Consider the following 25,049-nt stretch of genomic DNA (forward strand, 5'->3'; position numbering starts at 1 on the left):
GTTGAACGATTCCGGGCGGCACCATGCGGTGTCGCCCCTTTTTTATATGACGGCGAAGGACTAGGCAGGAGCGGTGTTCATGCTTGCCTTTCTGTTGCCGCCCGCCGGAGATCGCCCGTGATTACCGTCACGACCATGGCCGCGGTGATCTGCGGCGCGGTGTTGGCGGTGCTGATCGTCGGCAGCGTCTGGGCGCTCTATGCCGGGGTGTCTGCACGGCGGCGGGCGCTGGCCGACCGGGTGCTGTTCGATTCGCTGCGGTCGACGCTGGCGGCATCGCCGGCGCTGGCGATGGTGGCGCGGGCCGACGGGCGGCTGTCGATCGATCGGCCACTCGCCGACCGGCTGGGACAAAGCGAGCTGCCCGGGACCGTCGCCGATCTCGGCAATCCCGACAACGGCCTCGAACCCGGCAGCGCCGACCGGCTGCTCGATGCGATCAATGCCGCGTTGCGCGGGGGCAAGCCGTTCCGCACCGTCATCCGCGCCACGGGATCGGCGCGCTCGCTGTTCGCGATCGGCGACCGCGCGCCGCCCGAACTCAATACGCCGGGCGGGGTGCTGGTCTGGTTCTTCGATGCGACCGAATTCCATGACGAGATCGCGACGCTCGGCGCGGAGGCGGAGGAATATCGCGCCGCGTTCGATGCGCTTTCCAGCCTGATCGAGGCCGCGCCGATGCCGATGTGGTATCGCGACGATTCGCTGCGGCTGGCGATGGTTAACACCGCCTATGTCCGTGCCGTCGATGCGCTGGATGCGGGCGAGGTGATCGCGCGACAGGTCGAGCTGGTCGAAGGCGTCGGCATGGGCGGGCCACTGGCCAGCGCGTCGATCGCGCGCGATACCGGACAGCCGCAACAGGCGGCAATGCCGGCGACGATCAACGGCGAACGGCGGATGCTGCGCGTCCACGACATGCCGCTGCGCGATGGCGGTACCGGCGGCTTCGCGATCGACGTGCACGAGATCGAGGAAGCGCGCGGCACGCTGAAGCGCAGTCGCGATGCGCAGCGGGCAATGCTCGACCGGCTGTCGGCGGGGGTGGCGCAATTCGAACCCGACCGGACGCTGGTGTTCTACAACCAGCCCTTCCTGCGCGCCTTTGCGATGAAGCCCGAATGGCTGGCCGACCGGCCCGAATTCGACCGTGTTCTGGACCGGATGCGCGAGGCCAAGCGCCTGCCCGAAGTCCGCGACTTTCCGGGGTGGAAGGCCGAGCGCCGCGACTGGTTCCGCGCGGCGGAGGGCGCGATCGAGGAGCAGTGGCATGTGCCCGGCGGCACCCATCTGCGCGTCGTCGCCCAGCCGCTGCCCGAGGGCGGATTGCTGCTAATCTTCGAAGATCGTACCGAGGAAGTGCAACTGGCCAGTGCGCGCGACACGCTGCTGCGCGTCCGCACCGCGACGTTCGACAATCTGTTCGAGGCATTGGGCGTGTTCGCCGCCGATGGTCGCCTGCAGATCTGGAACGCGAAGTTCCGGCAGGTCTGGGGGCTGGACGACGCGTTCCTCGATGGGCATCCGCGCGTCGATGCGCTGGCCGAGCGGGTCGCCGACAGCCTCGCCAACCCGGGCCGTGCCGCGCTGATCCCCGAACTGGTCCGCTTCGCCACGCAGCAGCGGATGCAGCGTTCGGGCCGGTTTGCGATGGCCGACGGGCGGCATTATGAATTCGGCGCGGTGCCGCTGCCCGACGGCAATGCGCTGCTGACGATGCTCGACATTTCCGACAGCCGCCGCATGGAACAGGCGCTGCGCGACCGCAACGAGGCGCTGGAGGCGGCCGACCGGGTCAAGAACGCCTTCGTCGCATCGATGAGCTATGAACTGCGCACCCCGCTGACGTCGATCAAGGGTTTCGCCGAGATGTTGCAGGCGGGCTATGCCGGCAAGCTGACCGAAGATGGCGGACGCTATACCGACGCGATCCTCGAATCGGTCGAACGGTTGAGCGGGCTGATCGACGACACGCTCGACCTGACCGCCAACGAAACGCTGCCGGTTGCACGTGCTACGGTCGCCTTGAAGATGATCGCCATCGAAGCGGCCGAAGCGGCGCGTCCCACCGCGACGGCGCGCGGCATCGAACTGGCGGTCGAGATCCTGCCATCGGCGGGCGTGATGCTGGGCGATGCACGACGGCTGCGGCAGGCGATCAGCCATCTGCTCGACCATGCGCTGGGTGGCTTGCGGCAGGGGGGGCGCGTGCTGCTGCACGTCGATGGCGATGCGCAACAGGCGCGGATCGTCGTGTCCGACGACGGGCCGGGCCTGTCGAAGGATGCCGTCGCCCGCGCATTCGACCGGTTCGCACAAGCAGGCGCGGCGCGGGTCGGCGAACGCGCGCTGAGCCTCGACCTGCCGCTCGCGCGGCAGGCGGTCGAGGCGCATGGCGGTACGATCGAGCTGGTGTCGGAAAAGGGGCTGGGGACGCTGGTCACGATCGACCTGCCGCGCGAGCCGTGATCCACCTGCCCGACGAAGCGGCGGCGCATGCCTTTGGCGCGCGGATGGCGTCCGTATTGCGGCCGGGCGATGTCGTCGCGCTGTCGGGGCCGCTGGGCGCCGGCAAGACCAGCATCGCGCGCGGGCTGCTGGCCGCATTGGGGCTGGAGGGGGAGGCACCGTCGCCGAGTTTCGCGATCGTCCAGCCCTATGACCCGCCCGAGGTGCGCATCAGCGTGCTGCACGTCGATCTCTACCGCATCGAGGACCCCGAAGAGGCGTTGGAACTGGGGCTGGACGAGGCGCGGAACGATGCTGCGCTGGTGGTCGAATGGCCCGAACGGCTGGGCGACGATCCGTGGCCCGACGCGCTGTGGCTGACGCTCGCGTTCGACGACGCCGGCGGGCGGCGCTTGACAGCGCGGGTGCCGGACGCTTGGGAACGCCGATGGCCGCTGACCTGAACCCGCGCGATGCGGCACCTGCATTCCTGACCCAGGCCGGCTGGGGCGATGCGCAGATCCTGCCGCTGGCGGTCGATGCCTCGTTCCGCCGCTACTATCGGGTAATCGGGACCGGGCGGACCGCGGTGCTGATGGACGCGCCGCCGCCCGAGGATACGCGCAAGTTCGCGCGGATGGCGGCGTGGCTGGCCGAACGGGGCTTTGCCGCGCCCGCGATCCTTGCCGACGATGCTGCCGCAGGCTTCATGCTGCTGGAGGATTTCGGCGACATGCGGATGCGCGAGACGGTCGACGCCGCGCCCGAGAGCGAGGGGCGGCTTTATGCGGCGGCGGTCGATCAGTTGCTGCGGTTGCAACGCCACGAAGCCGCGCCGGTCCCCCCCTATGACCGCGCGTTCATCCTGCGCGAAGCCCTTCTGCTGATCGAATGGTATTGCGACGCGTTGGGGCTGGCCGTCGACATTAATGGCTATACGGCGGCATGGAACGCGGCGTTCGACGCGCTGCCGGACATGCCGGTGGTGACCGTCCTGCGCGACTATCATGCCGAAAACCTGATGCTGCTCGACGATACGCGGCTGGGTCTGCTCGATTTTCAGGACGCGCTGGCCGGGCACCCGGCCTATGACCTCGTCTCGCTGTTGCAGGATGCGCGCCGCGACGTGCCGGCAGTGGTCGAAGCGTCGATGATCGCGCGCTACCGCGAATCGACCGGGGTGGGCGAGGGGTTCGACGCCGCCTATCATCTGTTCGGCGCACAGCGGAATGCGAAGATCCTCGGCATCTTCACCCGGCTGTGGCGGCGCGACGGCAAGCCGCGCTATGGCGCGCTGTGCCCGCGCGTGTGGCGCTATCTGGAACGCGATCTCGCCCATCCGGCGCTGGCCGGCGTCGCGCGCTGGTTCGATCTCAACATCCCGCCGCACCGGCGCGGCGATCCGCAGGAACTCGCATGACCACGCTCCGTTCGATCCGCCCCCATCCGCAGGCACAGGTGCCCGAAACCGCGATGGTGCTGGCGGCGGGGCTGGGCAAGCGGATGCGCCCGTTGACCGCGATGCGGCCCAAGCCGCTGGTGGAGGTCGCTGGCAAGCCGTTGATCGACCATGTTTTCGACCGGTTGCGCGGGGCCGGCGTCAAGCGCGCGGTGGTCAACGTCCATTACCTTGCCGATGCGATGGAAGCGCATCTCAAGCACCGGGTGAAGGGCATCGACGTCGCCGTGTCCGACGAACGCGCGCAGTTGCTGGAGACCGGCGGCGGGCTGGTGCAGGCGCGCGACCTGATCGGCGACCAGCCGTTCGTCTGCGTCAATTCGGACAATCTGTGGGTCGATGGTCCGGTCGATTCGATCCGGTTGCTGAGCGCGCTGTGGGACGATGCCAGGATGGACGCGCTGTTGCTGCTGGTGCCGCAGGCGCTGGCGCATGGTCATCGCGGGCAGGGCGATTTCCATATCGACGCGATGGGGCGCATCACCGGCCGCCGCAAACCCGGCCGGCTCGCGCCGTTCGTGTTCACCGGCGTGCAGATATTGTCGCCGCGGGTCATTGCCGATTGGCCCGAAGGCGCATTTTCGACCAACCTGTTCTGGAACCGCGCGATCGAGGCGGGCCGGGCATTCGGGGCGGTGCATCAGGGGCTGTGGTTCGATGTCGGCACCCCCGGTGCGATCCCGATGACCGAAGCGTTCCTCGCCGATGGCTGAGGGGGCTTTTGAAAACTCGCGGGAGAGCGAGTTTTCAGGCGGTGCCGGCCCGCTCCCCCACCCGGCCACCCATCAGGATACTGCCGTTGGTGGCCGGGCGGGGGAGCGAGCCACCACCATAAGGCGCCTCGGCCTCTATACCATTCCGATCCACCGCGCGTTCGCCGATGCGCTGGCGGTGGGGCTGATCCGCCGGTTCGGCGGCGACCCCGTCGGCCTTGCGCAGGGCATGGTGCTGGTCCCGACCAACCGTGCCAAGCGGACGGTGCAGGAGGCGTTCGTGCGCGCCAGCGGCGGCGGGTTGCTGCTGCCCCGGCTGGTCGCGATCGGCGATCCGGAGCTTGACGAAGGGGCCGGCAGTTTCGCCGACCCGGCCGATGCCGCGCCGATCCCGCCCGCGATCGATCCGCTCGCGCGGCGGATGATCCTCGCCCGGCTGGTGGCCGAGGAGCGGCAACGCGCCGGTCGCCCGGTCGACGGGGCGGAGGCGGTGCGGCTGGCGGGCGATCTGGCCGCGACGCTCGACCAGTTGCTGGTCGAGGAGGTCGACCCGGCGGCGCTGCGGACGCTCGACCTCGACGAAACGCTGTCGGCGCATTGGGAACGCTCGCTCGAACTGTTCCGCATCGTGCTCGATCGCTGGCCGGGCGAACTGGCGGCGCTGGGGCGGATCGACCTTGCCGATCGGCGGACCCGGTTGCTCAAGCGGCTGGCCGCGCGCTGGACGGCCGTCCCGCCCAAGGGGTTCGTCTGCGCGGCCGGGATCGCGACCAACGCGCCCGCGCTCGCCCGCATCCAGCGCTGCGTCGCCGGCCTGCCGAGCGGGATGGTGGTTCTGCCGGGCCTCGACCTCGCGATGGACGACGACGAATGGGCGTCGCTGGGGCCGCATGATCCCGATCCGGTGACCGGCCGTCGCAAGCGATCGATCGAGACCCACCCGCAATTTCATCTGAAACTGTTGCTCGACCGGATGGGCGTCAACCGCCGCGAATTCGTCCGCTGGCAGGCGGCGAGCGAGCATGACGCGACCCCGACGCGCAGCCGCGCCATCGCCACCGCGCTCAGCCCCGCCGACCGGACCCATCACTGGATCGACGTGCCCGCCGCCGACCGCCGCCTGTCGGGCGTGAAGATGGTCGAACTGGCGACCCCGGCCGAGGAAGCGCAGGCGATCGCCATCGCGCTGCGCGAGGCATTGGAAACGCCGGGCCGCACCGCCGCACTGGTCACCCCCGACCGGATGCTCGCGCGGCGGGTGGCGGCGCATATGGCGCGTTGGGACGTGGCGGTCGACGATTCCGCCGGGCAGCCGCTGTCGCTGCTGGCCCCCGGCACGTTGCTGCTGGCGGTGGTCGAGGCGGCGGCACAGGGCTTCGCGCCGGTCGCGCTGCTGGCGCTGCTCAAACATCCGCTGGTGCGCAGCGGCGAGGCCGAACAGCGTGTCACATGGCTCGACGGGGTGCGCCGGCTCGACCGTGCATTGCGCGGGCCGCGCCCCGCGCCGGGGCTGGCGGGGATCGACCGCCATCTGCGCGAGGGCGAGCCGCGCGATGCCGCGATCCGGTCCGCCGCGCAGCCCTTCTGGGACATGGCGTGCCCGTTGCTGACGCCGCTGGCGACCGCCTTTGCCGCCGGAGCGCAACCGCTGGCCGACCTGCTGGTGCTGCTGCGCGAGACCGCCAGCGAACTGGCGGGCGATGCGGCATGGAGCCGGCCCGAAGGGCGCGCCGCCGCCGAACTGATCGCCGCGCTGGAGGAACAGGCACCGATCGGGCCGCCGACGATCGACCCGCGCACGCTGCCGGCGCTGTTGCGCACCCTGCTCGATGAAGTTGCGGTGCGTCCGCCGCAGGGGGCGCATCCCCGGCTTGCCATCCTGGGTCTGCTCGAAGCGCGTTTGCAGACCGCCGACCTGATGATCCTCGGCGGCCTGAACGAAGGGGTCTGGCCGCAATTGCCGTTGCCCGATCCGTGGCTTGCGCCGCGCATCCGCGCCGACCTGAAGCTGCCCGGCCTCGAACGCCGCATCGGCCTTGCCGCGCACGACTTCGCCGGTGCGTTGGGGGCGCGCGACGTGATCCTGACCCGCGCCGCGCGCGATGCGACCGCGCCGACCATTGCCTCACGGCTGTGGTTGCGGTTGCAGGCGCTGGACGACGGGCTGGAGCGCGCCGGGCATCTGCGCGACTGGGCGCGGGCGATCGATACGCCCGATCGCTACGCCGCCGCGTCGCGTCCGGCACCGCGTCCGCCGGTGCCGCTGCGCCCGCGTCGGATTTCGGTGACCGAGGTCGACCGGCTGAAGGCCGACCCTTACGCCTTTTACGCGCGGCGGATGCTGCGGCTGTCGCCGCTGGATGCGGTCGATGCCGATCCGACCGCCGCGTGGCGGGGTACGGCGGTGCATGGCGTCCTCGAACGCTGGGCGCGCGAGGACGGGTTGGACCCGGGGAAGCTGCACCGCCGGTTGCAGGCACTGTCCGACGATCCGCGCACCCACCCGTTGCTGCGCGCATTGTGGGTGCCGCGCCTGCGCGAGGCGATCGATTGGGTAGCGGCCTTCACCCATGAGAAGCTCGCCGAAGGGCGGATCGTCGCCGGCGTCGAATGCGGCGGCACGCTGGAGATTTCCGGTGTCGAACTGTCGGGCAAGGCCGACCGTATCGATCGTGCCAGCGACGGCGGCCTCGCCATCATCGATTACAAGACCGGCAAGGCCCCGAGCGCGAAGGCGGTCGCCGCCGGCTACAGCCTGCAACTGGGGCTGTTGGGGTTGATGGCGGAGCGCGGCTGCTTCGGCGGGGTGCGCGGCACCGCCACCGCGTTCGAATACTGGTCGCTGACCAAGGATGGCGACCGCTTCGGCAAGATGACCTCGCCGGTCAATGCCGACGGGTCGAAGGGGCGGGTGGTCGCCGACGATTTCGTGCGCGTAGCCAAGGGGCATTTCGAAGACGCCGTTGCCCGCTTCCTGACCGGCGACGAGGCGTTCGTCGCCAAGCTCGTCCCCGAATATGCCCCCTATGCCGAGTATGACCAGTTGATGCGCCGCGACGAATGGTATGGCCGTGAGTGAAGTCCGCGCGCTTCAGCGGCTGAAGAACGATCAGGCGGCAGCCAGCGACCCGCATCGCCATGTGTGGCTGTCGGCATCGGCGGGCACCGGCAAGACGCACGTCCTGTCGGCGCGGGTGTTCCGGCTGCTGTTGCGCGGGGTCGATCCGGCGGCGATCCTGTGCCTGACCTTTACCAAGGCCGGGGCGGCGGAGATGGCCGAACGCGTGGCGAGTCGGCTCGCGCGCTGGGTGCGGTTGCCCACCGCCGATCTGAAGGCCGATCTGTTCGCGCTGGGCGAGGATGTGAACGATCCGGCGCTGCTCGCCCGCGCCCGTACCCTCTTCGCCCGCGTGCTCGACGCACCGGGCGGCGGGGTGCGGATCCAGACGATCCACGGCTTCTGCCAGAGCCTGCTCGCCGGTTTCCCGGTCGAGGCGGGGCTGGTCCCTGGTTTCCGCCCGCTGGAGGCGCGCGAGGAAGCCGGCATGGCACGCGAGGCGCTGGCCGAATTGCTGGTCGAGGAACAGCGGAGCGGTTCGACCCGGATCGGCGACGCCATCGCCGCGATGTCGCTGCGGATGGGCGAGGGGGCGGCAGAGGGATTCCTGCGCGAATGTGCGCGCAATCCGCAGGCGATGGCGGAGTTGCCGAGCGGTATCCAGCCGTTCCTGCGCCGCGCCTTTCACCTGCCGTCGGGGGACGTGGACGAGGTGATCGCACGGGCGTGCAGCGACGACGAGTTCGACTGCGACGCGCTCGAACGATTGGCCGAGGCCAATCGCGCCTGGGGCACCGCCACCGGGCTGAAGCTGCATGGCGCGATCCTCGACTGGCTGGCGCAGCCCCCCGCCGAACGCGCACTGCGGCTGGGCGATGTGCGCGGCATGTTCTTTACCCAGAAGGATACGCTGAAAAAGGCATCGGCCAAGCTGATCGCCGCCGATCCCGACTATGATGAGTTGGCCGATGCGGTCGGCACCCGCGCCGCCGAACTGCTGTCGATCCGCGCGCAGGCTGCTTACGCCGATGCGCTGGCCGGCGCGCTGGAGGCCGGGCGCGCCTATGCTGATGCCTATGTCCGTGCCAAGCGGCGGGCGGGGACGGTCGATTTCGACGATCTGATCCGCGAGACGCTCAAGCTGCTCGCCCAGCCGGGCATCGGCGACTGGGTCCGCTTCAAGCTCGACCAGACCACCGAGCATGTCCTGATCGACGAGGCGCAGGACACCAATCCGCAGCAATGGGCGATCGTCCGCTCGCTGGTCGAGGAATATTTCAGCGGCGACGCGGTGCGGGCGGCGGGGATGCGGACGTTGTTCGTCGTCGGCGATTACAAACAGGCGATCTTCGGCTTTCAGGGCACCGACCCGATCTATTTCCGGGCGGCGCACAGCGATTTCACGCGCCGCGCGACGCTGCCCGACGATTATCGCGGCGATGCGCGCGAGTTGGACACGCTGTCGCTGACCCATAGTTTCCGCACGACGCGGCCGGTGCTGGAGTTCGTCGACGCCGCCATCGCCGCCTTGCCCGATCCGGGCATGGGCATCGACACGCCCGAAACCCATGACAGCGAAGTGCCGGGGCCCGGCACCGTGACCCTGTGGGCACCGACCGTGGTCGAGGCGGCGGGCGAGGACGAGGAAGGCTGGATCGACGATTCGACCCGCGTCATCGCGCGCGATATCGCCCGCGCGATCAAGGGCTGGATCGGCACACTTCCGCTCGAATCGAAGGGGCGGACGCTCCAGCCCGGCGACATCATGGTGCTGGTCAAGCGGCGCGGCGACCTCGCCTCGCTGATCGTCGCGCGGTTGTACGCGGAGGGGGTGCCGGTCGCGGGTGTCGACCGGTTGCGGCTCGACGCGCCGCTCGCCGTGCAGGATCTGCTGGCGGCGATCCGCTTCGCGCTCCAGCCCGACGATGATCTCAGCCTCGCCAACCTGCTGGTGTCGCCGCTGATCGGCTGGACGCAGGAACAGTTGCTGGCCGGGGCCTTGCGCGAGGGCGGCAGCCTGTGGCGGCATCTGCGCCAGAGCGGCAGCGACGCGGTCGCGCCATTGTCGCGGATCCTGCGCCGCGCCGATTTCGCCACCCCCTATCGGTTCCTCGAGGAACTGCTGTCGGGCGATCTCGATGGCCGTCGCAAGCTGATCGCGCGGCTGGGCGAAGAGGCACGCGACCCGATCGACGAACTGCTCAACGCCGCGCTGTCGTTCGAGACCGTCGCCACGTCCTCGCTGCAACGCTTCGTCGAATGGTTCGACCGGGGCGAGGTGGAGATCAAGCGCGACGCCGGTGCCGCCGGCGGCGCGGTGCGGGTGATGACTGCGCACGGTTCGAAGGGATTGCAGGCCCCGCTGGTCCTGCTGGCCGACGCGGCGATCGATCCCGCCAACAGCCGCCGCGACATCGTCGCGTGGACGCCTGAAGGCCATGACGGCGCGGCCTTCCCCGTGTTCCGCCCGCGCGGTGGCGAGCGGGGTACGCCGGTCGACGATGCGGTCGCTGCGATCGACAAACGCGAACTGGAGGAACATTGGCGGCTGTTCTACGTCGCCGCGACCCGTGCCGAGGAACGGCTGGTCATCGCCGGTGCTCCGTCCGCCCGTTGTCAGGGCGTACCGCCGGCGCTCAGCTGGTACAGCGCCGCCGCCGCCGCGTTCGATGCGCTGGGCGTGCCCGCGGGGGAGGGCGAACGCGTCTTCACCGGCCTGACCCGGCAAGCCCCGGTCGCCGCCCGTACCCGTCGCGGTACGACCGCCCCGGCGCCGACCGCCGCCCCCGCGTGGCTCCGCGCCCCGGCCCCGGCCGAAGCACGCCCGCCGCGCCCGCTGGCACCCTCCGCGCTGGGTGAGGACGAAGTGTCCGATCCACCCCCGACCGCGACGATGCGCGCCGCCGCCGAGCGTGGCCGGTTGCTGCACCAGCTGTTCGAACGCCTGCCCGACCTGCCCCGCGATCAGCGCGCCGCCGCCGCCGAACGCTGGCTGGCCGGGGCGGCCGGCGTGGACGACGCGACCTTACGCGATCGGGTGACGCGCGACGCAATGGCGATCCTCGACGATCCGGTCTTCACCGATCTGTTCGGCCCCGACGCACTCGCCGAAGCGCCGATCGCCGCCGTGGTCGGCACGCAGGTCGTGGCCGGTACCGTCGACCGCCTGTGCATCGGCGAGACGGTCGTCCGCGTCGTCGATTTCAAGACCGGTCGCCGCGTACCGCCCGCGATCGACGACGTTCCGGTCTATCATCTCAAACAGATGGCCGCCTATGCCGCCGCGCTCGCCGTGATCTTTCCCGACCGGTCGATCGAGGCGGCGCTGCTCTATACTGCCGGGCCGAAGCTGTTCGTCCTGCCCGCCGACCTGCTGGCGGCGCACAAGCCGGGCTTGGTGCCAACGGAACAAAGCTTGCCACGCGAAGCTTGAGGTGCCGCCCTGCCGTTCATAGATGTTGGTCCAGAAGGAGACTCCCATGCCGACGAAGACCGTAACCGACGCCAGCTTTTCCGCCGATGTCCTGCAATCCGACAAGCCGGTGCTGGTCGATTTCTGGGCGGACTGGTGCGGCCCGTGCAAGATGATCGCCCCGGCGCTCGAGGAAATCGCCGAGGAACTGGGCGACAAGGTGACGATCGCCAAGGTCGACATCATGGCCAACCCCGACACCGCCGGTTCGATGGGCGTCCAGTCGATCCCGTTGCTCAAGCTGTTCAAGAACGGCCAGCCGGTCGCCGACCTGCTCGGCGCGCGGCCGAAGAGCCAGTTGAAGGCATGGTTAGAGGGTGAGCTGGGCTAAAGGATAGCAAGTTGGGGCGGGCGGTTGGCCCGCCCCAACTTGGCTGTTCAGGATCGACCGTTGCAACGCATCCGATATACGATACGTTCGTGGGTGCAAACAGCGGATGGAGCGCCCGATGTACAAACGAATGATCGTTGCGATGGTCGGTTTGGGTTTGGCCGGTCCGGCCTTTGCGCAATATTCGAATCCGGTGAATGATCGGTACGCCGGGTCATTTCCCGCGCTGTCGTCGGGTCAACTGGATCATTTGATCTATTATCCCGGATACGGCGGTATGACGCCGACCATGAAGCGGCAACGTACCGCCCAAGTCCTTCGGCTGCGCGATTTCGTAGAACAACGTACCGCAGAAAATGGCGGCGCGCTGACCGAGGCCGATCATCAGGAAATTTCGCGCCGGTACAGGCGGATCATCGGCGTACGGTGACTTGCCGCCGTTCGGTCAACTCCGATAATCGGCGTTGATCGAAATATAGCCATGCGTCAGGTCGCAGGTCCACACCGTCGCGCGACCTTCGCCGAGGTGCAGGTCCACCCCGATCTCGACCTCCTGTCCCCGCAGATGCGCCGCGACCGGTGCTTCGTCATAGCCCGCGACCGCCACACCGCCCTCGGCGACCTGTGTCGTGCCGAAGCGGATCGCCAGCTTGTCGCGCTCGGCCGGTTCGCCGGCCTTGCCGACCGCCATCACCACCCGACCCCAATTCGCGTCCTCGCCGGCAATCGCGGTCTTGACCAGCGGCGAGTTGGCGATGCTCATCGCGATGCGGTGCGCGCTGCCGTCGCTGTCCGCGCCCTCGACGGTCACGGCGATGAACTTCGACGCGCCTTCGCCGTCGCGCACCACCAGATGCGCCAGCTGCCGGCACAGGTCGTGCAGCGCCGCCGCGAACGCATCCGCGCCGTCATCGTCGAACGACGCGATCGGCTCGCCCCCCGCCGCACCGGTCGCGAACGCCAGCACCGTGTCGCTGGTCGAGGTATCGCCATCGACCGTGATGCACGAAAAGGTCTGGCGATTGGCGGCCTCCAGCACGCTTTGCAGGAACGCCGGATCGACCGCCGCGTCGGTGAAGACGAAGCCGAGCATCGTCGCCATGTCGGGCGCGATCATGCCCGACCCCTTGATGATTCCGGCCAGCTTGACCGTGCGATCGCCGACCCGCGCGGTCGTGAACGCGCCCTTGGTAAAGGTGTCGGTGGTGCCGATCGTCTCCGCTGCCGCCTCCCAGCCACAGGGTTCGGCGACGAAGGCGGCATCCAGCCCGGCCTCGGCCTTGTCGATCGGCAGCGGCACGCCGATCACCCCGGTCGAGGCGACGAACACGTCGGACGGCTGGCACGCCATCGCCTGCGCGGTGCGCGCGGCGATCGCCTCGACCGCCGCACGGCCCCGGTCGCCGGTGAAGGCGTTCGAGTTGCCGGCATTCACCACCAGCGCCCGCGCCCGGCCGAGCACCAGCGCGCGGCGGCACCATTCGACCTCGGGCGACGGGCATTTGCTGTTGGTCAGCACGCCCGCAACCGCCGTCCCCTCGGCCAGCGTCGCGAAGGTCAGGTCGCACCGGTCCCAATTCTTGTACTGCGCCCGCGCCACCCGCAGCGTCACGCCCCCGATCGGCGGCAGCGCGGGGAAGGGCGTGGCGAGCGGCGATACGGCAGTCGACATGGGCGCGGTGTCCGGTCTAGCCTGCGCCGGATACGGGGCAGGGGGTGGAGATGCGACGGTTCCTACGCATGGGCGCGGCGGTTGCAACGCTTTGTTGTGGGGGCGGGGCCATGGGGCAGACCGATCCGAAGCCGATCGATCCGGCCACCTGGGTGACGCAGGACGATTATCCGGCGGAAGCGCTGAACGCGAATGAATCGGGTACCGTCGTGATGCGCATGGCGATCGATGCGAAGGGTGCGGTCACCGATTGCACCATCGTGCAGTCGAGCGGTTCGGCGTCGCTCGATACCACCAGTTGCAACGTCATGCAGGAACGCGCCCGGTTCACGCCGGCGACCGACGCCAACGGCCAGCCGACGACGTCGACATTCCAGCGCCGCATCCAGTGGAGCAGCCCGAATGACGTAGCGTCGCCCCTGTCGCCCTTCGCCATGGTCATCCGCTTGACACTGGGCGAGAAGGGAGCCGTTCTGGCGTGCGAGACGATTGGCAGCGGCATGAACGGCGAAAGTTTCCATGCCTGTCAGCAGAAGGACGGGCAGTATACCGGTTTCGCCAATATGGGACTGTCGGGCTTTCGTCCCGGCATCCTGACCCTGTCCAACGTGTTCGAAGTGGACGGGGTACCGTTCAGGCCCGCTCCAGCACGCGGCGCGACCAGCGACATTCCGCCCTATTTCACGCAGACCGAGCGACTGACCGTGGATGCTACGGGCAAGGTTTCGCGCTGTGAACGTCGATCGTCGCGGCGCGATACCATCGAGCCCTGTTCATACCCCGTCCGGTACGAACCGAAACCGGGCCAGCCGGCGCGACACGCGACCATGACCACGAGCATGGCCTTCCAGCCGAAGCAATGACGCGCGCCGGGTGGACGCAGGGCCGCCCATTCCCTATGTCTCAACAACACGCGACCGGGCGACCCGTCGCGAAACCATAACGTTCGGACGTATCGCTTGCGTTTGCTGCTGTTCCTTTCCGCGCTGCTGACGGGCCTGACCGGCCTGCTCCCCGGCGTGGGAGTCGCGAATGCGCGGCAGGTGGCTCAGGCGCAGGTCGTAGCCGCACATGTTGCGGTTGCGGTGGTCGAGGCCGGATCGGCCACGACCGTCCGACCCGTCCAGCCGCTGCTGCGAGACCCACAGCCGCTGTTCCTGGCGCCCGCGCCCCATGTTGCGGTCCGCGCCCGCACGCTGCGCACCCACGAATAGCGCGCACCCGCGCTTTTCCGACCTTTTCATTCTGCGCAGCCGCCGATTTCCGGCGCGGCGCGCACCGCCCGTATCCAAGGAATTTCGCCCATGTTCGGTGGCCTCGCCAAATCGCTGTTCGGGTCGTCCAACGACCGTTACGTCAAGTCGCTCGGTTCGATCGTCAACAAGATCAACGAGTTCGAACCCGTATTGACCGCCATGTCCGACGCGGACCTCGCCGCGCAGACGCCGAAGTTCCGCGAGCAACTCGCGAATGGCGCGAAGCTCGACTCCTTGCTTCCCGAAGCGTTCGCGACGGTCCGCGAGGCGGCGCGCCGCGTGCTGGGCATGCGCCATTTCGACGTGCAGATGGTCGGCGGCATCGTTCTCCACCGTGGCGAAATCGCCGAGATGCGCACCGGCGAAGGCAAGACGCTGGTGGCGACCCTCGCCTGCTATCTCAACGCCCTGCCGGGCGACGGCGTTCATGTCGTCACCGTCAACGACTATCTGGCGCGGCGCGACGCGGCGCAGATGGGGCAGGTCTATGGTTTTCTCGGCCTGACCACCGGCGTGATCGTGCCGAACATCCCCGATCACGAACGCCGCGCCGCCTATGCCGCCGACATCACTTACGGCACCAACAACGAATTCGGTTTCGATTACCTGCGCGACAATATGAAGTTCGACCGCGCGTCGATGACGCAGCGGCCGTTCAACTTCGCCATCGTCGACGAGGTCGATTCGATCCTGATCGACGAGGCGCGCACCCCGCTCATCATCTCCGGCCCGACCGACGACAAGTCCGACCTGTACCGGTCGGTGAACGAGGTCGTGCAGCGGCTGAGCGCCGATGATTACGAAAAGGACGAGAAGCAGAAGTCGATCGTGCTGACCGAGGACGGCACCGAAAAGGTCGAACGGATGCTGGAGGATGCCGGGCTGCTGTTCGGCGCCAACCTCTACGACTTCGAAAACACGCAGGTCGTGCACCATGTGAATCAGGCGCTGCGCGCGAACATCATGTTCAAGCGCGACACCGATTACATCGTGAAGGACGGCAAGGTCGTCATCATCGACGAATTCACCGGCCGCATGATGGACGGTCGCCGCTGGTCGGACGGCCTGCACCAGGCCGCCGAGGCCAAGGAAGGCGTGAACATCGAGCCGGAGAACCAGACGCTCGCCTCGATCACCTTCCAGAACTATTTCCGCATGTACCCGAAACTGTCGGGCATGACCGGCACGGCGGCGACCGAAGCGCCCGAATTCTTCGACATCTACAAGATGAACGTCGTGTCGATCCCGACCAACGTGCCGGTCCGCCGCGTCGATGAAGAGGACGAATTCTACAAGACGCTCGACGACAAGTTCCGCGCGATCGCCAAGAAGATCCGCGACCATGCGTCGCAGGGGCAGCCGGTGCTGGTCGGCACGGTCTCGATCGAAAAATCGGAACTGCTGTCCGAATTCCTCACCCAGGAAGCCGTCGATCACAAGGTCCTGAACGCCCGCTATCATGAATCCGAAGCGCATATCGTGGCGCAGGCGGGGCGGCTGGGCGCGGTGACCATCGCCACCAACATGGCCGGGCGCGGCACCGACATCCAGCTGGGCGGTAACCTCGAATTCCGGATGCTCGACGAACATCCCGATCTGGTCGAGGGGACGGGCGAATATGACGCCGCCGCCGCGCGCGTCCGCGCCGAGATCATCGAGGAAAAGCAGCAGGTGCTGGCGGCCGGCGGGCTGTTCGTGCTCGGCACCGAGCGCCACGAAAGCCGCCGTATCGACAACCAGCTGCGCGGCCGTTCGGGGCGGCAGGGCGATCCGGGCCTGTCGCGCTTCTATCTGTGCCTCGACGACGATCTGCTGCGGATTTTCGGGCCGGATACGCTGTTTGCCAAGATGATGCGCAACAATATCGAGGACGGCGAGGCGATCGGCAGCAAGTGGCTGAGCCGCGCGATCGAAACCGCGCAGAAGAAGGTCGAGGCGCGCAATTACGACGTCCGCAAGCAGGTCGTCGAATATGACGACGTGATGAATGACCAGCGCAAGGTCATCTACGAACAGCGCGCCGACGTCATGGATGCGGAGACGGTCGGCGACGTCGTCGTCGACATGCGCCACGCGACGGTCAACACCGTTGTCGGCGATGCCGTCCCGCCCGACAGCTACCCCGAACAATGGAATGTCGAAGGGCTGCGCGAACGCGCGCAGGAGCTGCTCGGCGTCGATGCGCCGGTCGCCGACTGGATCGCGCACGAGGACGGTCTCGACGCCGAGACGCTTGAGGAACGCATCCGTACCCAGGCCGACGCGCTGGTCGATGCGAAGTCGGCCGAACTCGATGCCGACAGCTGGACGCAGATCGAAAAGTCGATCCTGCTCCAGACGCTAGACCACCACTGGAAAGAACATCTGGCGATGCTCGACGCGCTGCGGGCGGTGATCCACCTGCGCGCCTATGCGCAGAAGACGCCGATCAACGAGTATAAGCAGGAAGCGTTCGCGCTGTTCGAACGGATGCTCGCCAGCATCCGCGAGGACGTGACCCGAACGATGGCGCACGCCAATTTCAATTTCCAGGCGCCGCCCGAGCTTCCCGAGCTGCCCGATTTCCTGACGATGCATATCGACCCGCTGACCGGCGAGGACGACAGCTGGGGCGGGGAGGGCGCGCAGGGCCTGATCACCACCCGCGTGCCGATGCTGCAGATGGCGGCACCGGTGCCCGACGAGGAACTGGGCGACGATCCCGCCAGCTGGGAAGGCCGCGTCAGCCGCAACGCACCCTGCCCGTGCGGATCGGGTCGCAAGTACAAGCACTGCCACGGCGCGCTGGTCGCGTAGGCACCGGGCCAGTCGCACACCCTGTCGTATCCCCACGGAGGCGGAGATCCAGAGCCAAGGGCGTCACGCTTCGTAACCCTGGATCCCCGCCTGCGCGGGGATACGATGGATCGCCCGGCGTACTTCCTCAGCACAACAGAAAAGGCCGCCGTCCCCCATGGGAACGGCGGCCTTCCTGTTTCTACCCCTGTCGCAGGCTTAACGCCGCGGTTCGGGCTCCATCACGCTCGGCCCGAGGCTCTGCAACACTGCCCGCGCGTCGAAGGCGCGGATGTTGTTGGCGGGCTTGGGACCCTTGCCCAACACGATCTCCGCCATCGCCTCATATTTGTCGACGGTGCGGATATCGACCGAGCGGTCGAAGAACGGATCGCCCCAGAACGGGTCCCATGCGCGCCAGCCAAATGCCGGGCTGCGATAGCGCCATGCCGGACCCCAGCCGCCCCAGCCAAAGCCACCGCCCCAGCCACCGAACCCGCCGACGCCCGGCGTCGAGAAGGTCCGGCTGCGCAAATTGGTGTCGCGGTCGGCCATCAGGAAATAATCATAGCCACGCTCCAGCGTCAGCTGCGCGGCGCGATACAGGAGATACCGCTCGACCGTCTCGCGCGAGGTCAGGCTGTTGCCGGAAAAGCTCACCTGATAGCGGTTCGGCTCGACCTGCTGGTCGCTATAACCGTTGCGATAGAAGCCGGAGCCGGATGCCGGCTGATAGGGAGTCGGCGTCGCGCAGGCGGCGAGTGCCAGCGCTCCGACAAGAGTCGTGCCGATCGCGCGAAGGCGGACACGGTGGGGAGGGTGCAGCAACATCAGTTTCTCCAATGCCGCCATGGCTACCGACCCATGGCGATCGTCCATTGCCGGAACAACGATCTGCCACGGGTTCGGGTCCGTGGACGCAGCGCGACGGACCGTGCCGTATCGGAGATTACCCGATGCTGAACGCCGGTTCAGCTGTATGTGACGAAGAATTTCCGGGTTCGATCGATCGTCGATCGCAGACGCCGCAAATCGGAAAAAAGGTCACCGCGAGATCGGTACCCCTGGCGGGGAAAATCCAAATTTTCCGATGGTGTCGCTGGCTCCCTGAGTAGGATTCGAACCTACGGCCGCTCGATTAACAGTCGAGAGCTCTACCGCTGAGCTATCAGGGAACAACTGCGAGGCCGCGTCTCTACCAGCGGATTCGGTGTTTGCAAGCGGTTATTTCCGAATTTTCGGAAGAATGCCGGGAGGGTACGGTTTTCCGGGCATTTTGGTCGCGGAAGAAGGTGGGGTTCACGCGAAGGCGCGAGGGGCGCGAAGAAGTAAGGTAGATTTTCGCGCAGAGGCGCGGAGGCGCAGAGAGGGGTAGCACCGAGCGGGTCGCGCGCGAGCGGAAGACCTTGAGCGTTCTGAAAGCATGGAACTCGGCCGCCGGCGCAGGTGCGGGCTGCGTAGATCGCAACCTCTCCGCGCCTCCGCATGTCTGCGCGAACCAATTTCTTCTTCATGCCCTTCGGGCAACCCGAACGCTACCCGGCGAATTGCTCCATCGTGATCCGGTCGTCCAGCGCGTGTTCGGGGTCGAACAACAGCGTCAGATCGCGCACCCGGTCGATGACGACATCGACCCGCGCCACGTCGCGCACTTCGCGCTGGTCGGCGACCGCCGATACCGGACGCTTTTCAGGTTCGAGCACCTTCAGCGTGATCCGCGCCTTGTCCGGCAGGATCGCCCCGCGCCAGCGCCGCGGCCGGAACGGGCTGATCGGGGTCAGTGCCAGCATCGCCGATCCCATCGGCAGGATCGGGCCGTTGGCCGACAGGTTGTACGCCGTCGACCCGGCCGGCGTGGCGGCAAGGATGCCGTCGCAGACCAGTTCGGGCATCACCACCCGGTCGTTGACCGACACTTCCAGCTTCGCCGTCTGCCGCGTCTCGCGCAGCAGCGACACCTCGTTGATCGCGGGAAGCACGCGGACATCGCCGTCCATCGTCGTTGCGGTCATGGTCAGCGGCGATACGCGAAACGGCTTGGCGCGGCCCAGCCGCCGGTCCAGTTCGTCCATCCGCCATTCGTTCATCAGGAACCCGACCGTGCCGAGGTTCATGCCGAACACCGGCACCGTCCGCCGCCGTTCCAGCAGCATGTGGAGCACCTGCAACAGGAAGCCGTCGCCACCCAGCGCGACGATCAGGTCGGCATCCTCGACCCCGCGAAAGTCGTAGCGGGCGCGCAGCGTCTCTTCGGCCGCGCGCGACTGCGCCGTCGGCGATGCGAGCAGGGCAAGGCGCGTCATCCGCCGGTCACGCTCATGTGACGGGCGACGGCCGGGGCGGCCCCGGCTTCGATCCGGAAATCATGCGCGGCGGGCTTGCGCGGCAACGCGGCGTCGAGGGCGGCATCGACCGCATCCAGCCCGCCGGTGCGCAACGCATCCTTCAGATCCACATGATCGTCATGACCGAGGCAGAGGTACAGCTTGCCCTCGGTCGTCAGCCGGATGCGATTGCACCCGCCGCAGAAATTGTCGGTCAGCGGCGAGATCAGCCCCAGCCGGTTGCCATGTTCGCCCACCCGCCAATAGCGCGCCGGCCCGCCGGTGCGATGCGCGTCACGGGTCAGCGTAAAGCGCTGCGCCAGCGTGTCGAACACCCGCGTCAGGGGCACGAACCGGTCGGTGCGGTCCTCGTCGATCGCACCCAGCGGCATCGTTTCGATCAGCGACAGGTCGTGCCCCTCGCGGCCGCACCAGTCGAGCATGTCGCCGACCTGATCTTCGTTCAGTCCCTTCAGGACCACCATGTTGATCTTCACCGCGATGCCTGCCTCGCGCGCGGCGGCGATGCCGTCGACCACCTGCGCGACGTCGCCATGCCGCGTCACATAGCGGAAGGTATCGGGGTCGAGACTGTCGAGGCTGACGTTGATCCGCCGGATACCGGCATCGGCCAGCGCGGGCGCATGATCGCGCAGCCGCGTGGCGTTGGTGGTCATGGTCAGTTCGTCGAGTGCGCCGCCGACCATCCGCCCCAGCCGCTGGCACAATTCGGTGACGCCGCGCCGCATCAGCGGTTCGCCGCCCGACAGGCGAATCTTGTCGATCCCGCGCGCCACGAACCGCTCGGCGATCAGTGCGATCTCTTCGAGGCTGAGGACCTTGGCACGCGGCAGGAACGTCATCGCCTCCGCCATGCAATATCGGCAACGCAGGTCGCAACGATCGGTCACCGATATTCGCAGGTACCGGATGGTGCGGCCATGCGCATCGATGAGATTGGGGGCGCAGGACATTGTCGGCCAAGTTAGGGGTGGATGCGGGGCAGGACAAGGCGCGGGTGCGTGGCGCACCGCCAGGATGGCAGCGGGAAGGGGGCAGGCGGCGCATGGCGGGTCTGCGCTTCGCGGACGGGGTGGCTTGCAGGGCACTACCCGGCGACATCGCCATCGTCCGGTGGCGGACCGCAAGTGTCCATTGCCGCCACGCCGGTCGCCTCATACAGTCGGATGATGACGGGGGGCATGACCGGTTGGCAAGGCCACGATGCGACGCGCGAGCGGACGCTGTTCGTGCTGTCATTCCGGCAACGCGACGAACTGGCCGCGATCCTGTCGCGCGGCGGCTGGCACGTCGTCGCCGCCCGCCGGGCCGAGGGGTTGCGCCAGCGCGTCGCCGCCAGCGGTGCGGCGATCGTCATCATCGATGCGCGCGGCGCGGTGCAGGAGGCGATCGCCGCCACCGCCGAACTGGCGCAGGTCGCCGGCCATGGCGACGCATTGCTGGTGTTGGTCGCGCGTGGTGATTCGCCGCAACTGGGCGCGTTGCACGATGCCGGAGCCACCCATTTCCTCGTCAGCCCGATCGCGACCGACATGTTGTTGCAGGCGGTGCGATCGGCCGAGCGCTACGTCCTCCGCATGGGCGGCGGCTGGCACGATCCGCAGGCCGGGGGCGGGGCGGCGCTCGGCTGGCGGCATGACGGCGAACGCGGCACGCTGCAACTGACGCCGGCGCTGGCGGAGGCGGTCGGCCTGCGCGAACTCGGTTCGTCGCGTACCGCGCTGCGCGCGATCGGCCGGGCGGGGCGGCGGACGGCGTTGACGGCGATCCGGCGGCTGGGCGACGCGCTGCCGGCGACTGCCTTCGCGCACGACCTGCCCGGGCTGGGGCGCGTCGTGCAGCATGTCGCGCGCGACCCGCATACCCATCGGCTGCACGCGCTGGTCGAGCCGCTGGCCCGCGTCGGCGATATCGGCGCGGCGGTGCGCGAGGCATTGGGATCGGTGCGTGACCTCGCTGGCGCACGCAGTTGGCTCGACCGCCGGATCGAGGGGGGTGAACTGCCCGGCGCACGGGTGCTCACGATCCGCGGCATCGACGCGATCAACCGGCAACAGGGGCGCGGCGTCGGCGATGCGTTGCTGCGCGCGGTCGAGCGCCGGATCGAACGCGCGGTGCGCGACGCCGGGGTCGCACGCGCGGCGCTGGCCCGGCTGGGCGGTACCGAATTCGCCGTCCTCCTGCCGCACGGTGCGGACGCCGGGCTGGAAACGGCACTGGCACAGGCACTGGCCCGCCCGTTCGTCGCGGGCAGCACGATGGTGACGTTGCTCCTCGAACAGGCGTTCGGCATCGCCCGCCCCGGCGAGGACGGCACGGCGCTGCTCGACCGGATGCGCGACGCCCTGCCCGGCGTACCGGCCGACGAAGCGGCGGAGCGCCGGGCGTCCGACGACGACCGCTCGCTATCCGCCGGCATCCGCCGCGCGATCGATCGGGGCGAGATCGGCATCCGGTTCCAGCCGCAGGTCCATCTGCTGTCGGGTGCCATCGTCGGCGTCGAGGCGCTGGCGCGGTGGGACCATCCCGATCGCGGCGAACTGGGGGCCGAACTGCTGTTCGCCGCTGCGGCCCATGCCGGGCTGGCGGGGGCATTGTCGAGCCATGTCCAGCAACTGGCGCTGCGCATCGCCGCCGCGTGGGCGCCGCCGCTCGCCCGACTGCGCCTGTCGATCAACGTCACCGCCGAGGACATCGCCCGGCCCGATTTCGCCGAAACGCTGCTCGCCTGCGCCGATGCCAGCGGTTTCCCGCGCGACCGGCTGACCGTGGAGGTGACCGAAAGCGGCCTGATCGCCGAACTGGGCGAGGCCGCCGGGCTGCTCGCGACGCTGCGCGCGGCGGGGTGCCGGGTGGCGATCGACGATTTCGGCACCGGCTATTCCAGCCTCGCCTATCTGAAAGCGCTACCGCTCGATTATCTCAAGCTCGACCGGCGGATGACGCAGGACATCGTCGGGTCGCATCGCGACCGGGTGGTGGTGCGCGGCGTCATCGACATGGCCCGCTCGCTCGACCTGACGATCATCGCCGAGGGGGTGGAGACGGTCGAACAGCGCGACGCGCTCGCGACCGAGGGATGCCAGCTATATCAGGGGTTCCTGTGCGCCGAACCGCTGACCGGCCCGGCGCTGGCCGCGCTGCTGGATCAGTAGCGCGCGATCGACAGGTCGGCGGTCTCGATCGCCGCGCGCCTGCCCGACATCAGATCGGCGATCACCGCCGCCGATCCGCACGCCATCGTCCACCCGAGCGTCCCGTGCCCGGTGTTCAGGAACAGGTTGCCGAACTTCGTCGGTCCGACCACCGGCGTGCTGTCGGGCGTCATGGGCCTGAGGCCGCTCCAGAAACTCGCCCGCGACGTGTCCCCGGCACCGGGGAACAGGCTGCCCAGCGAATATTCCAGCGTCGCCCGCCGCGCTTCGGGCAAGTCGTTGTTGAACCCCGAAATCTCCGCCATGCCGCCCACCCGGATACGGTCGCCCAGCCGGGTGATCGCGACCTTGTAACTCTCGTCCAGCAGCGTCGACACCGGCGCGCGGCCCGCGTCGACGATCGGCACGGTGATCGAATAGCCCTTCACCGGATACACCGGCACCCGCAACCCCACCGGACCCAGCAGCTGCGGCGAGAAGCTGCCCATCGCCACCAGATACGCGTCGCCGGTCACCGGTCCGGCATCGGTTTCGACGCCGGTGATCCGGTCGCCCTGCCGCACCAGCCGCGTGATCGTCGTCCCCATGCGGAACTCGACCCCGGCATCCGCTGCCATCTTCGCCAGTGCATTGGTGAACTTGAAGCAATCGCCCGTCTCGTCGCCCGGCAGGCGCAGCCCGCCCGCCAGCGGCTGGTTGCTGCCCGCCAGTCCCGGTTCGGCGGCGATGCACCCGGCGCGGTCGAGCACCTCATAGGCGACGCCATCGGCCTTCAGCACCGCGATATCCTTGTCGATCCCCGCCAGCTGCTTTTCCTCGCGGAACAGCTGCAACGTGCCTTGCGACCGCTCGTCATAGGAAATGCCCGTCGCGCCGCGCAGCTCGATCAGCTGGTCGCGGCTGTACTCGGCCAGCCGCACCATCCGCGCCTTGTTCACCGCATAGTCGCGCGCATTGCAGTTGCCGAGCATCGCCACCAGCCAGCGCAACATCGCCAGGTCGAACTGCGGCCGCAGGATCAGCGGGGCGTGTTCCATGAACAGCCACTTCACCGCCTTGGCCGGAATGCCCGGCGCGGCCCATGGTGAGGCATAGCCCGGCGAAATCTCCCCGGCATTGGCGAAGCTGGTCTCCAGCGCCGGCCCCGCCTGCCGGTCGATCACCACGACCTCATGGCCCGCCTGTGCCAGATACCATGCGGAGGTGACCCCGATCACCCCCGCGCCCAGGATCACGACGCGCATTGCACTGCCCCCTCTTGCCGAACGCCCAGAATGCGGCGCGCATGGCGGTGGCGCAGCCCGGTCAGAATTTCATAGGCGATCGTGCCGGCATCGGCGGCGACGCGATCGATCGTCTGGTTCGGTCCGATCAGCTCGGCCCGGCCCGCCGCCGCCAGCACGTCGCCGGGCACGTCGGTCACGTCGATGCAGATGCTGTCCATCGACACCCGCCCGGCGATCGGCGCGCGATAGCCACCGACATAGGCCGCGCCCCGGTTGCTGAGCGATCGCGGCCAGCCATCGGCATAGCCATAGGACAGGGTCGCGATCCGCCGGTCGTGGGCCGCGACCGACGTCAGGCCATAGCCGACCCCGGTCCCCGCCGGAACGTCGCGCCACTGCACGATCCGCGCGTCGAGCGCGACCACCGGCCGCATCGGATTGTCGCGCCCCATCTGCGGTGCCGCGCCGTACAGCGCGATCCCCGGCCGCACCAGATCGCCATGAAATCCGGCACCCAGAAACGCACCGCCCGAATTGGCGAGCGAGCGCGGCGCGGCGGGCAGCATCGCCGCCAGTTCGGCAAACCGCGCCCGCTGCGCCGCGTTCGCAGCCGAATCGGGTTCGTCGCCGCACGCCAGATGGCTCATCACCAGCACGATTTCGAGATCGGCGAGCGGCCCGCCATCCGCCGCCAGCGCCCCCACGTCGCCGGGGGCAAGGCCCAGCCGCGACATGCCGCTGTCGACCTGCACCGCCGCCGGCAATCGCCGCCCGACGATCCGCGCCGCCGCCGCCCAGCGCGCGATGTCCGCCGGGCAGTTGAGCACCGGCACCGCCTCCGCCGCGATCAGCGCCGCTTCCTCGCCCGGCGCGATTCCGTTCAGCACGAACAATTGCGTATCGGCGGGTAGCGACGGCCGCAGCGCGCTCGCCTCCGCCGTCAGCGCGACGAAGAAATCGCGACACCCCGCGCCATACAGCGCCCCCGCGACCAGCGCCGCACCCAGCCCATAGCCATCGGCCTTCACCACCCCTGCGACCCGCGCCGGCGCGGCGGTGCGCGCGACGATCCGGTAATTGGCGGCAAGGGCGTCGAGGTCGATGGTCAACAACGTCATGGCGGCATGATCTCCGATTCC

At 68.6% G+C, this 25,049-nt stretch carries 18 protein-coding genes and 1 tRNA gene; 12 read left to right on the forward strand and 7 right to left on the reverse strand.

Annotation, left to right across the window (positions count from 1 at the left end; all coding sequences use genetic code 11):
* Positions 1–135 precede the first annotated feature (135 nt).
* The 8 genes from ASE91_RS11770 to ASE91_RS11805 all read left to right on the forward strand — a co-directional run bounded on the left by ASE91_RS11770 (position 136) and on the right by ASE91_RS11805 (position 11,911).
* Positions 136–2,469, forward strand: coding sequence for a sensor histidine kinase (locus ASE91_RS11770; protein ID WP_056627152.1), 2,334 nt, complete (start codon positions 136–138; stop codon positions 2,467–2,469).
* Positions 2,469–2,912: a tRNA (adenosine(37)-N6)-threonylcarbamoyltransferase complex ATPase subunit type 1 TsaE gene (gene tsaE / locus ASE91_RS11775; protein WP_082454038.1), complete on the forward strand. Its 444-nt coding sequence runs from the start codon at positions 2,469–2,471 to the stop codon at positions 2,910–2,912. Before ASE91_RS11770 ends, tsaE begins: the two co-directional genes overlap by 1 nt.
* Complete coding sequence (locus ASE91_RS11780) at positions 2,897–3,868, forward strand: aminoglycoside phosphotransferase family protein (protein WP_056626446.1); 972 nt, start codon at positions 2,897–2,899, stop codon at positions 3,866–3,868. Before tsaE ends, ASE91_RS11780 begins: the two co-directional genes overlap by 16 nt.
* On the forward strand, positions 3,865–4,620 hold the full coding sequence (locus ASE91_RS11785) for a nucleotidyltransferase family protein (protein WP_056626448.1): 756 nt from the start codon (positions 3,865–3,867) through the stop codon (positions 4,618–4,620). Before ASE91_RS11780 ends, ASE91_RS11785 begins: the two co-directional genes overlap by 4 nt.
* On the forward strand, positions 4,613–7,699 hold the full coding sequence (addB, locus tag ASE91_RS11790) for a double-strand break repair protein AddB (RefSeq protein WP_082453995.1): 3,087 nt from the start codon (positions 4,613–4,615) through the stop codon (positions 7,697–7,699). Before ASE91_RS11785 ends, addB begins: the two co-directional genes overlap by 8 nt.
* Complete coding sequence (gene addA, locus ASE91_RS11795) at positions 7,686–11,111, forward strand: double-strand break repair helicase AddA (RefSeq protein WP_056626450.1); 3,426 nt, start codon at positions 7,686–7,688, stop codon at positions 11,109–11,111. Before addB ends, addA begins: the two co-directional genes overlap by 14 nt.
* A 46-nt stretch (positions 11,112–11,157) precedes the next feature.
* On the forward strand, positions 11,158–11,481 hold the full coding sequence (gene trxA / locus ASE91_RS11800) for a thioredoxin (RefSeq protein ID WP_055995696.1): 324 nt from the start codon (positions 11,158–11,160) through the stop codon (positions 11,479–11,481).
* 118 nt (positions 11,482–11,599) lie between these two features.
* Positions 11,600–11,911 (forward strand): hypothetical protein, encoded by a 312-nt coding sequence (locus ASE91_RS11805; protein WP_235530455.1) that lies wholly within the window; start codon positions 11,600–11,602, stop codon positions 11,909–11,911.
* Positions 11,912–11,926: 15 nt separating this feature from the next.
* Here the strand turns inward: ASE91_RS11805 and argJ are convergent, their stop codons facing one another.
* Positions 11,927–13,153, reverse strand: coding sequence for a bifunctional glutamate N-acetyltransferase/amino-acid acetyltransferase ArgJ (gene argJ / locus ASE91_RS11810; protein WP_056626454.1), 1,227 nt, complete (start codon positions 13,151–13,153; stop codon positions 11,927–11,929).
* 110 nt (positions 13,154–13,263) lie between these two features.
* Between argJ and ASE91_RS11815 the strand changes: the two genes are divergently transcribed.
* From ASE91_RS11815 to secA, 3 genes are all read left to right on the forward strand, one after another.
* Entirely contained in the window at positions 13,264–14,016 is a 753-nt protein-coding gene (locus ASE91_RS11815; RefSeq protein ID WP_056626456.1) for an energy transducer TonB, read from the forward strand.
* Positions 14,017–14,112: 96 nt separating this feature from the next.
* Positions 14,113–14,367, forward strand: a complete 255-nt coding sequence (locus tag ASE91_RS11820; protein ID WP_235530456.1) for a hypothetical protein — start codon at positions 14,113–14,115, stop codon at positions 14,365–14,367.
* Between the two features lie 90 nt (positions 14,368–14,457).
* The gene (secA, locus tag ASE91_RS11825; RefSeq protein WP_056626460.1) at positions 14,458–17,205 is read left to right on the forward strand and encodes a preprotein translocase subunit SecA; all 2,748 of its coding nucleotides are present in this window, start codon (positions 14,458–14,460) and stop codon (positions 17,203–17,205) included.
* 198 nt (positions 17,206–17,403) lie between these two features.
* Here secA and ASE91_RS11830 read toward each other — a convergent pair whose 3' ends face one another.
* From ASE91_RS11830 to moaA, 4 genes are all read right to left on the reverse strand, one after another.
* Positions 17,404–18,063 carry a CC0125/CC1285 family lipoprotein gene (locus ASE91_RS11830; RefSeq protein WP_055995677.1) on the reverse strand — a complete coding sequence of 220 codons (660 nt, stop codon included), beginning with the start codon at positions 18,061–18,063 and terminating at the stop codon, positions 17,404–17,406.
* A gap of 221 nt (positions 18,064–18,284) precedes the next feature.
* Positions 18,285–18,359 (reverse strand) — tRNA-Asn (locus ASE91_RS11835).
* Between the two features lie 360 nt (positions 18,360–18,719).
* Positions 18,720–19,487 carry an NAD kinase gene (locus tag ASE91_RS11840; RefSeq protein WP_055995674.1) on the reverse strand — a complete coding sequence of 256 codons (768 nt, stop codon included), beginning with the start codon at positions 19,485–19,487 and terminating at the stop codon, positions 18,720–18,722.
* Positions 19,484–20,482: a GTP 3',8-cyclase MoaA gene (gene moaA, locus ASE91_RS11845; RefSeq protein WP_056626462.1), complete on the reverse strand. Its 999-nt coding sequence runs from the start codon at positions 20,480–20,482 to the stop codon at positions 19,484–19,486. The genes ASE91_RS11840 and moaA overlap by 4 nt, the downstream gene beginning before the upstream one ends.
* A gap of 216 nt (positions 20,483–20,698) precedes the next feature.
* On the opposite strand from moaA, the gene ASE91_RS11850 reads away from it, so the two are divergent.
* Entirely contained in the window at positions 20,699–22,684 is a 1,986-nt protein-coding gene (locus ASE91_RS11850) for an EAL domain-containing protein (protein ID WP_056627159.1), read from the forward strand.
* Here the strand turns inward: ASE91_RS11850 and ASE91_RS11855 are convergent.
* Positions 22,678–23,928 (reverse strand): D-amino acid dehydrogenase, encoded by a 1,251-nt coding sequence (locus ASE91_RS11855; RefSeq protein ID WP_055995665.1) that lies wholly within the window; start codon positions 23,926–23,928, stop codon positions 22,678–22,680. The genes ASE91_RS11850 and ASE91_RS11855 overlap by 7 nt on opposite strands.
* A complete protein-coding gene (alr, locus tag ASE91_RS11860; RefSeq protein ID WP_056626464.1) occupies positions 23,916–25,028 on the reverse strand; it encodes an alanine racemase in 1,113 nt (370 codons plus the stop codon). Before alr ends, ASE91_RS11855 begins: the two co-directional genes overlap by 13 nt.
* Positions 25,029–25,049: the final 21 nt, after the last annotated feature.

Origin of the sequence: Sphingomonas sp. Leaf62 (assembly GCF_001421915.1) — a bacterium.
Taxonomy (GTDB): domain Bacteria; phylum Pseudomonadota; class Alphaproteobacteria; order Sphingomonadales; family Sphingomonadaceae; genus Sphingomonas.

What these genes read in the sequence shown, in the direction of transcription:
- ASE91_RS11770 (WP_056627152.1), top strand. Translation starts at nt 136, where the DNA reads ATGGCCGCGGTGATCTGCGGCGCGGTGTTGGCGGTGCTGATCGTCGGC.
- ASE91_RS11780 (WP_056626446.1), top strand. Translation starts at nt 2,897, where the DNA reads ATGGCCGCTGACCTGAACCCGCGCGATGCGGCACCTGCATTCCTGACC.
- ASE91_RS11785 (WP_056626448.1), top strand. Translation starts at nt 3,865, where the DNA reads ATGACCACGCTCCGTTCGATCCGCCCCCATCCGCAGGCACAGGTGCCC.
- addB (WP_082453995.1), top strand. Translation starts at nt 4,613, where the DNA reads ATGGCTGAGGGGGCTTTTGAAAACTCGCGGGAGAGCGAGTTTTCAGGC.
- addA (WP_056626450.1), top strand. Translation starts at nt 7,686, where the DNA reads ATGGCCGTGAGTGAAGTCCGCGCGCTTCAGCGGCTGAAGAACGATCAG.
- trxA (WP_055995696.1), top strand. Translation starts at nt 11,158, where the DNA reads ATGCCGACGAAGACCGTAACCGACGCCAGCTTTTCCGCCGATGTCCTG.
- ASE91_RS11805 (WP_235530455.1), top strand. Translation starts at nt 11,600, where the DNA reads ATGTACAAACGAATGATCGTTGCGATGGTCGGTTTGGGTTTGGCCGGT.
- argJ (WP_056626454.1), bottom strand. Translation starts at nt 13,153, where the DNA reads ATGTCGACTGCCGTATCGCCGCTCGCCACGCCCTTCCCCGCGCTGCCG.
- ASE91_RS11815 (WP_056626456.1), top strand. Translation starts at nt 13,264, where the DNA reads ATGGGGCAGACCGATCCGAAGCCGATCGATCCGGCCACCTGGGTGACG.
- secA (WP_056626460.1), top strand. Translation starts at nt 14,458, where the DNA reads ATGTTCGGTGGCCTCGCCAAATCGCTGTTCGGGTCGTCCAACGACCGT.
- ASE91_RS11830 (WP_055995677.1), bottom strand. Translation starts at nt 18,063, where the DNA reads ATGGACGATCGCCATGGGTCGGTAGCCATGGCGGCATTGGAGAAACTG.
- ASE91_RS11840 (WP_055995674.1), bottom strand. Translation starts at nt 19,487, where the DNA reads ATGACGCGCCTTGCCCTGCTCGCATCGCCGACGGCGCAGTCGCGCGCG.
- moaA (WP_056626462.1), bottom strand. Translation starts at nt 20,482, where the DNA reads ATGTCCTGCGCCCCCAATCTCATCGATGCGCATGGCCGCACCATCCGG.
- ASE91_RS11850 (WP_056627159.1), top strand. Translation starts at nt 20,699, where the DNA reads ATGACGGGGGGCATGACCGGTTGGCAAGGCCACGATGCGACGCGCGAG.
- ASE91_RS11855 (WP_055995665.1), bottom strand. Translation starts at nt 23,928, where the DNA reads ATGCGCGTCGTGATCCTGGGCGCGGGGGTGATCGGGGTCACCTCCGCA.
- alr (WP_056626464.1), bottom strand. Translation starts at nt 25,028, where the DNA reads ATGACGTTGTTGACCATCGACCTCGACGCCCTTGCCGCCAATTACCGG.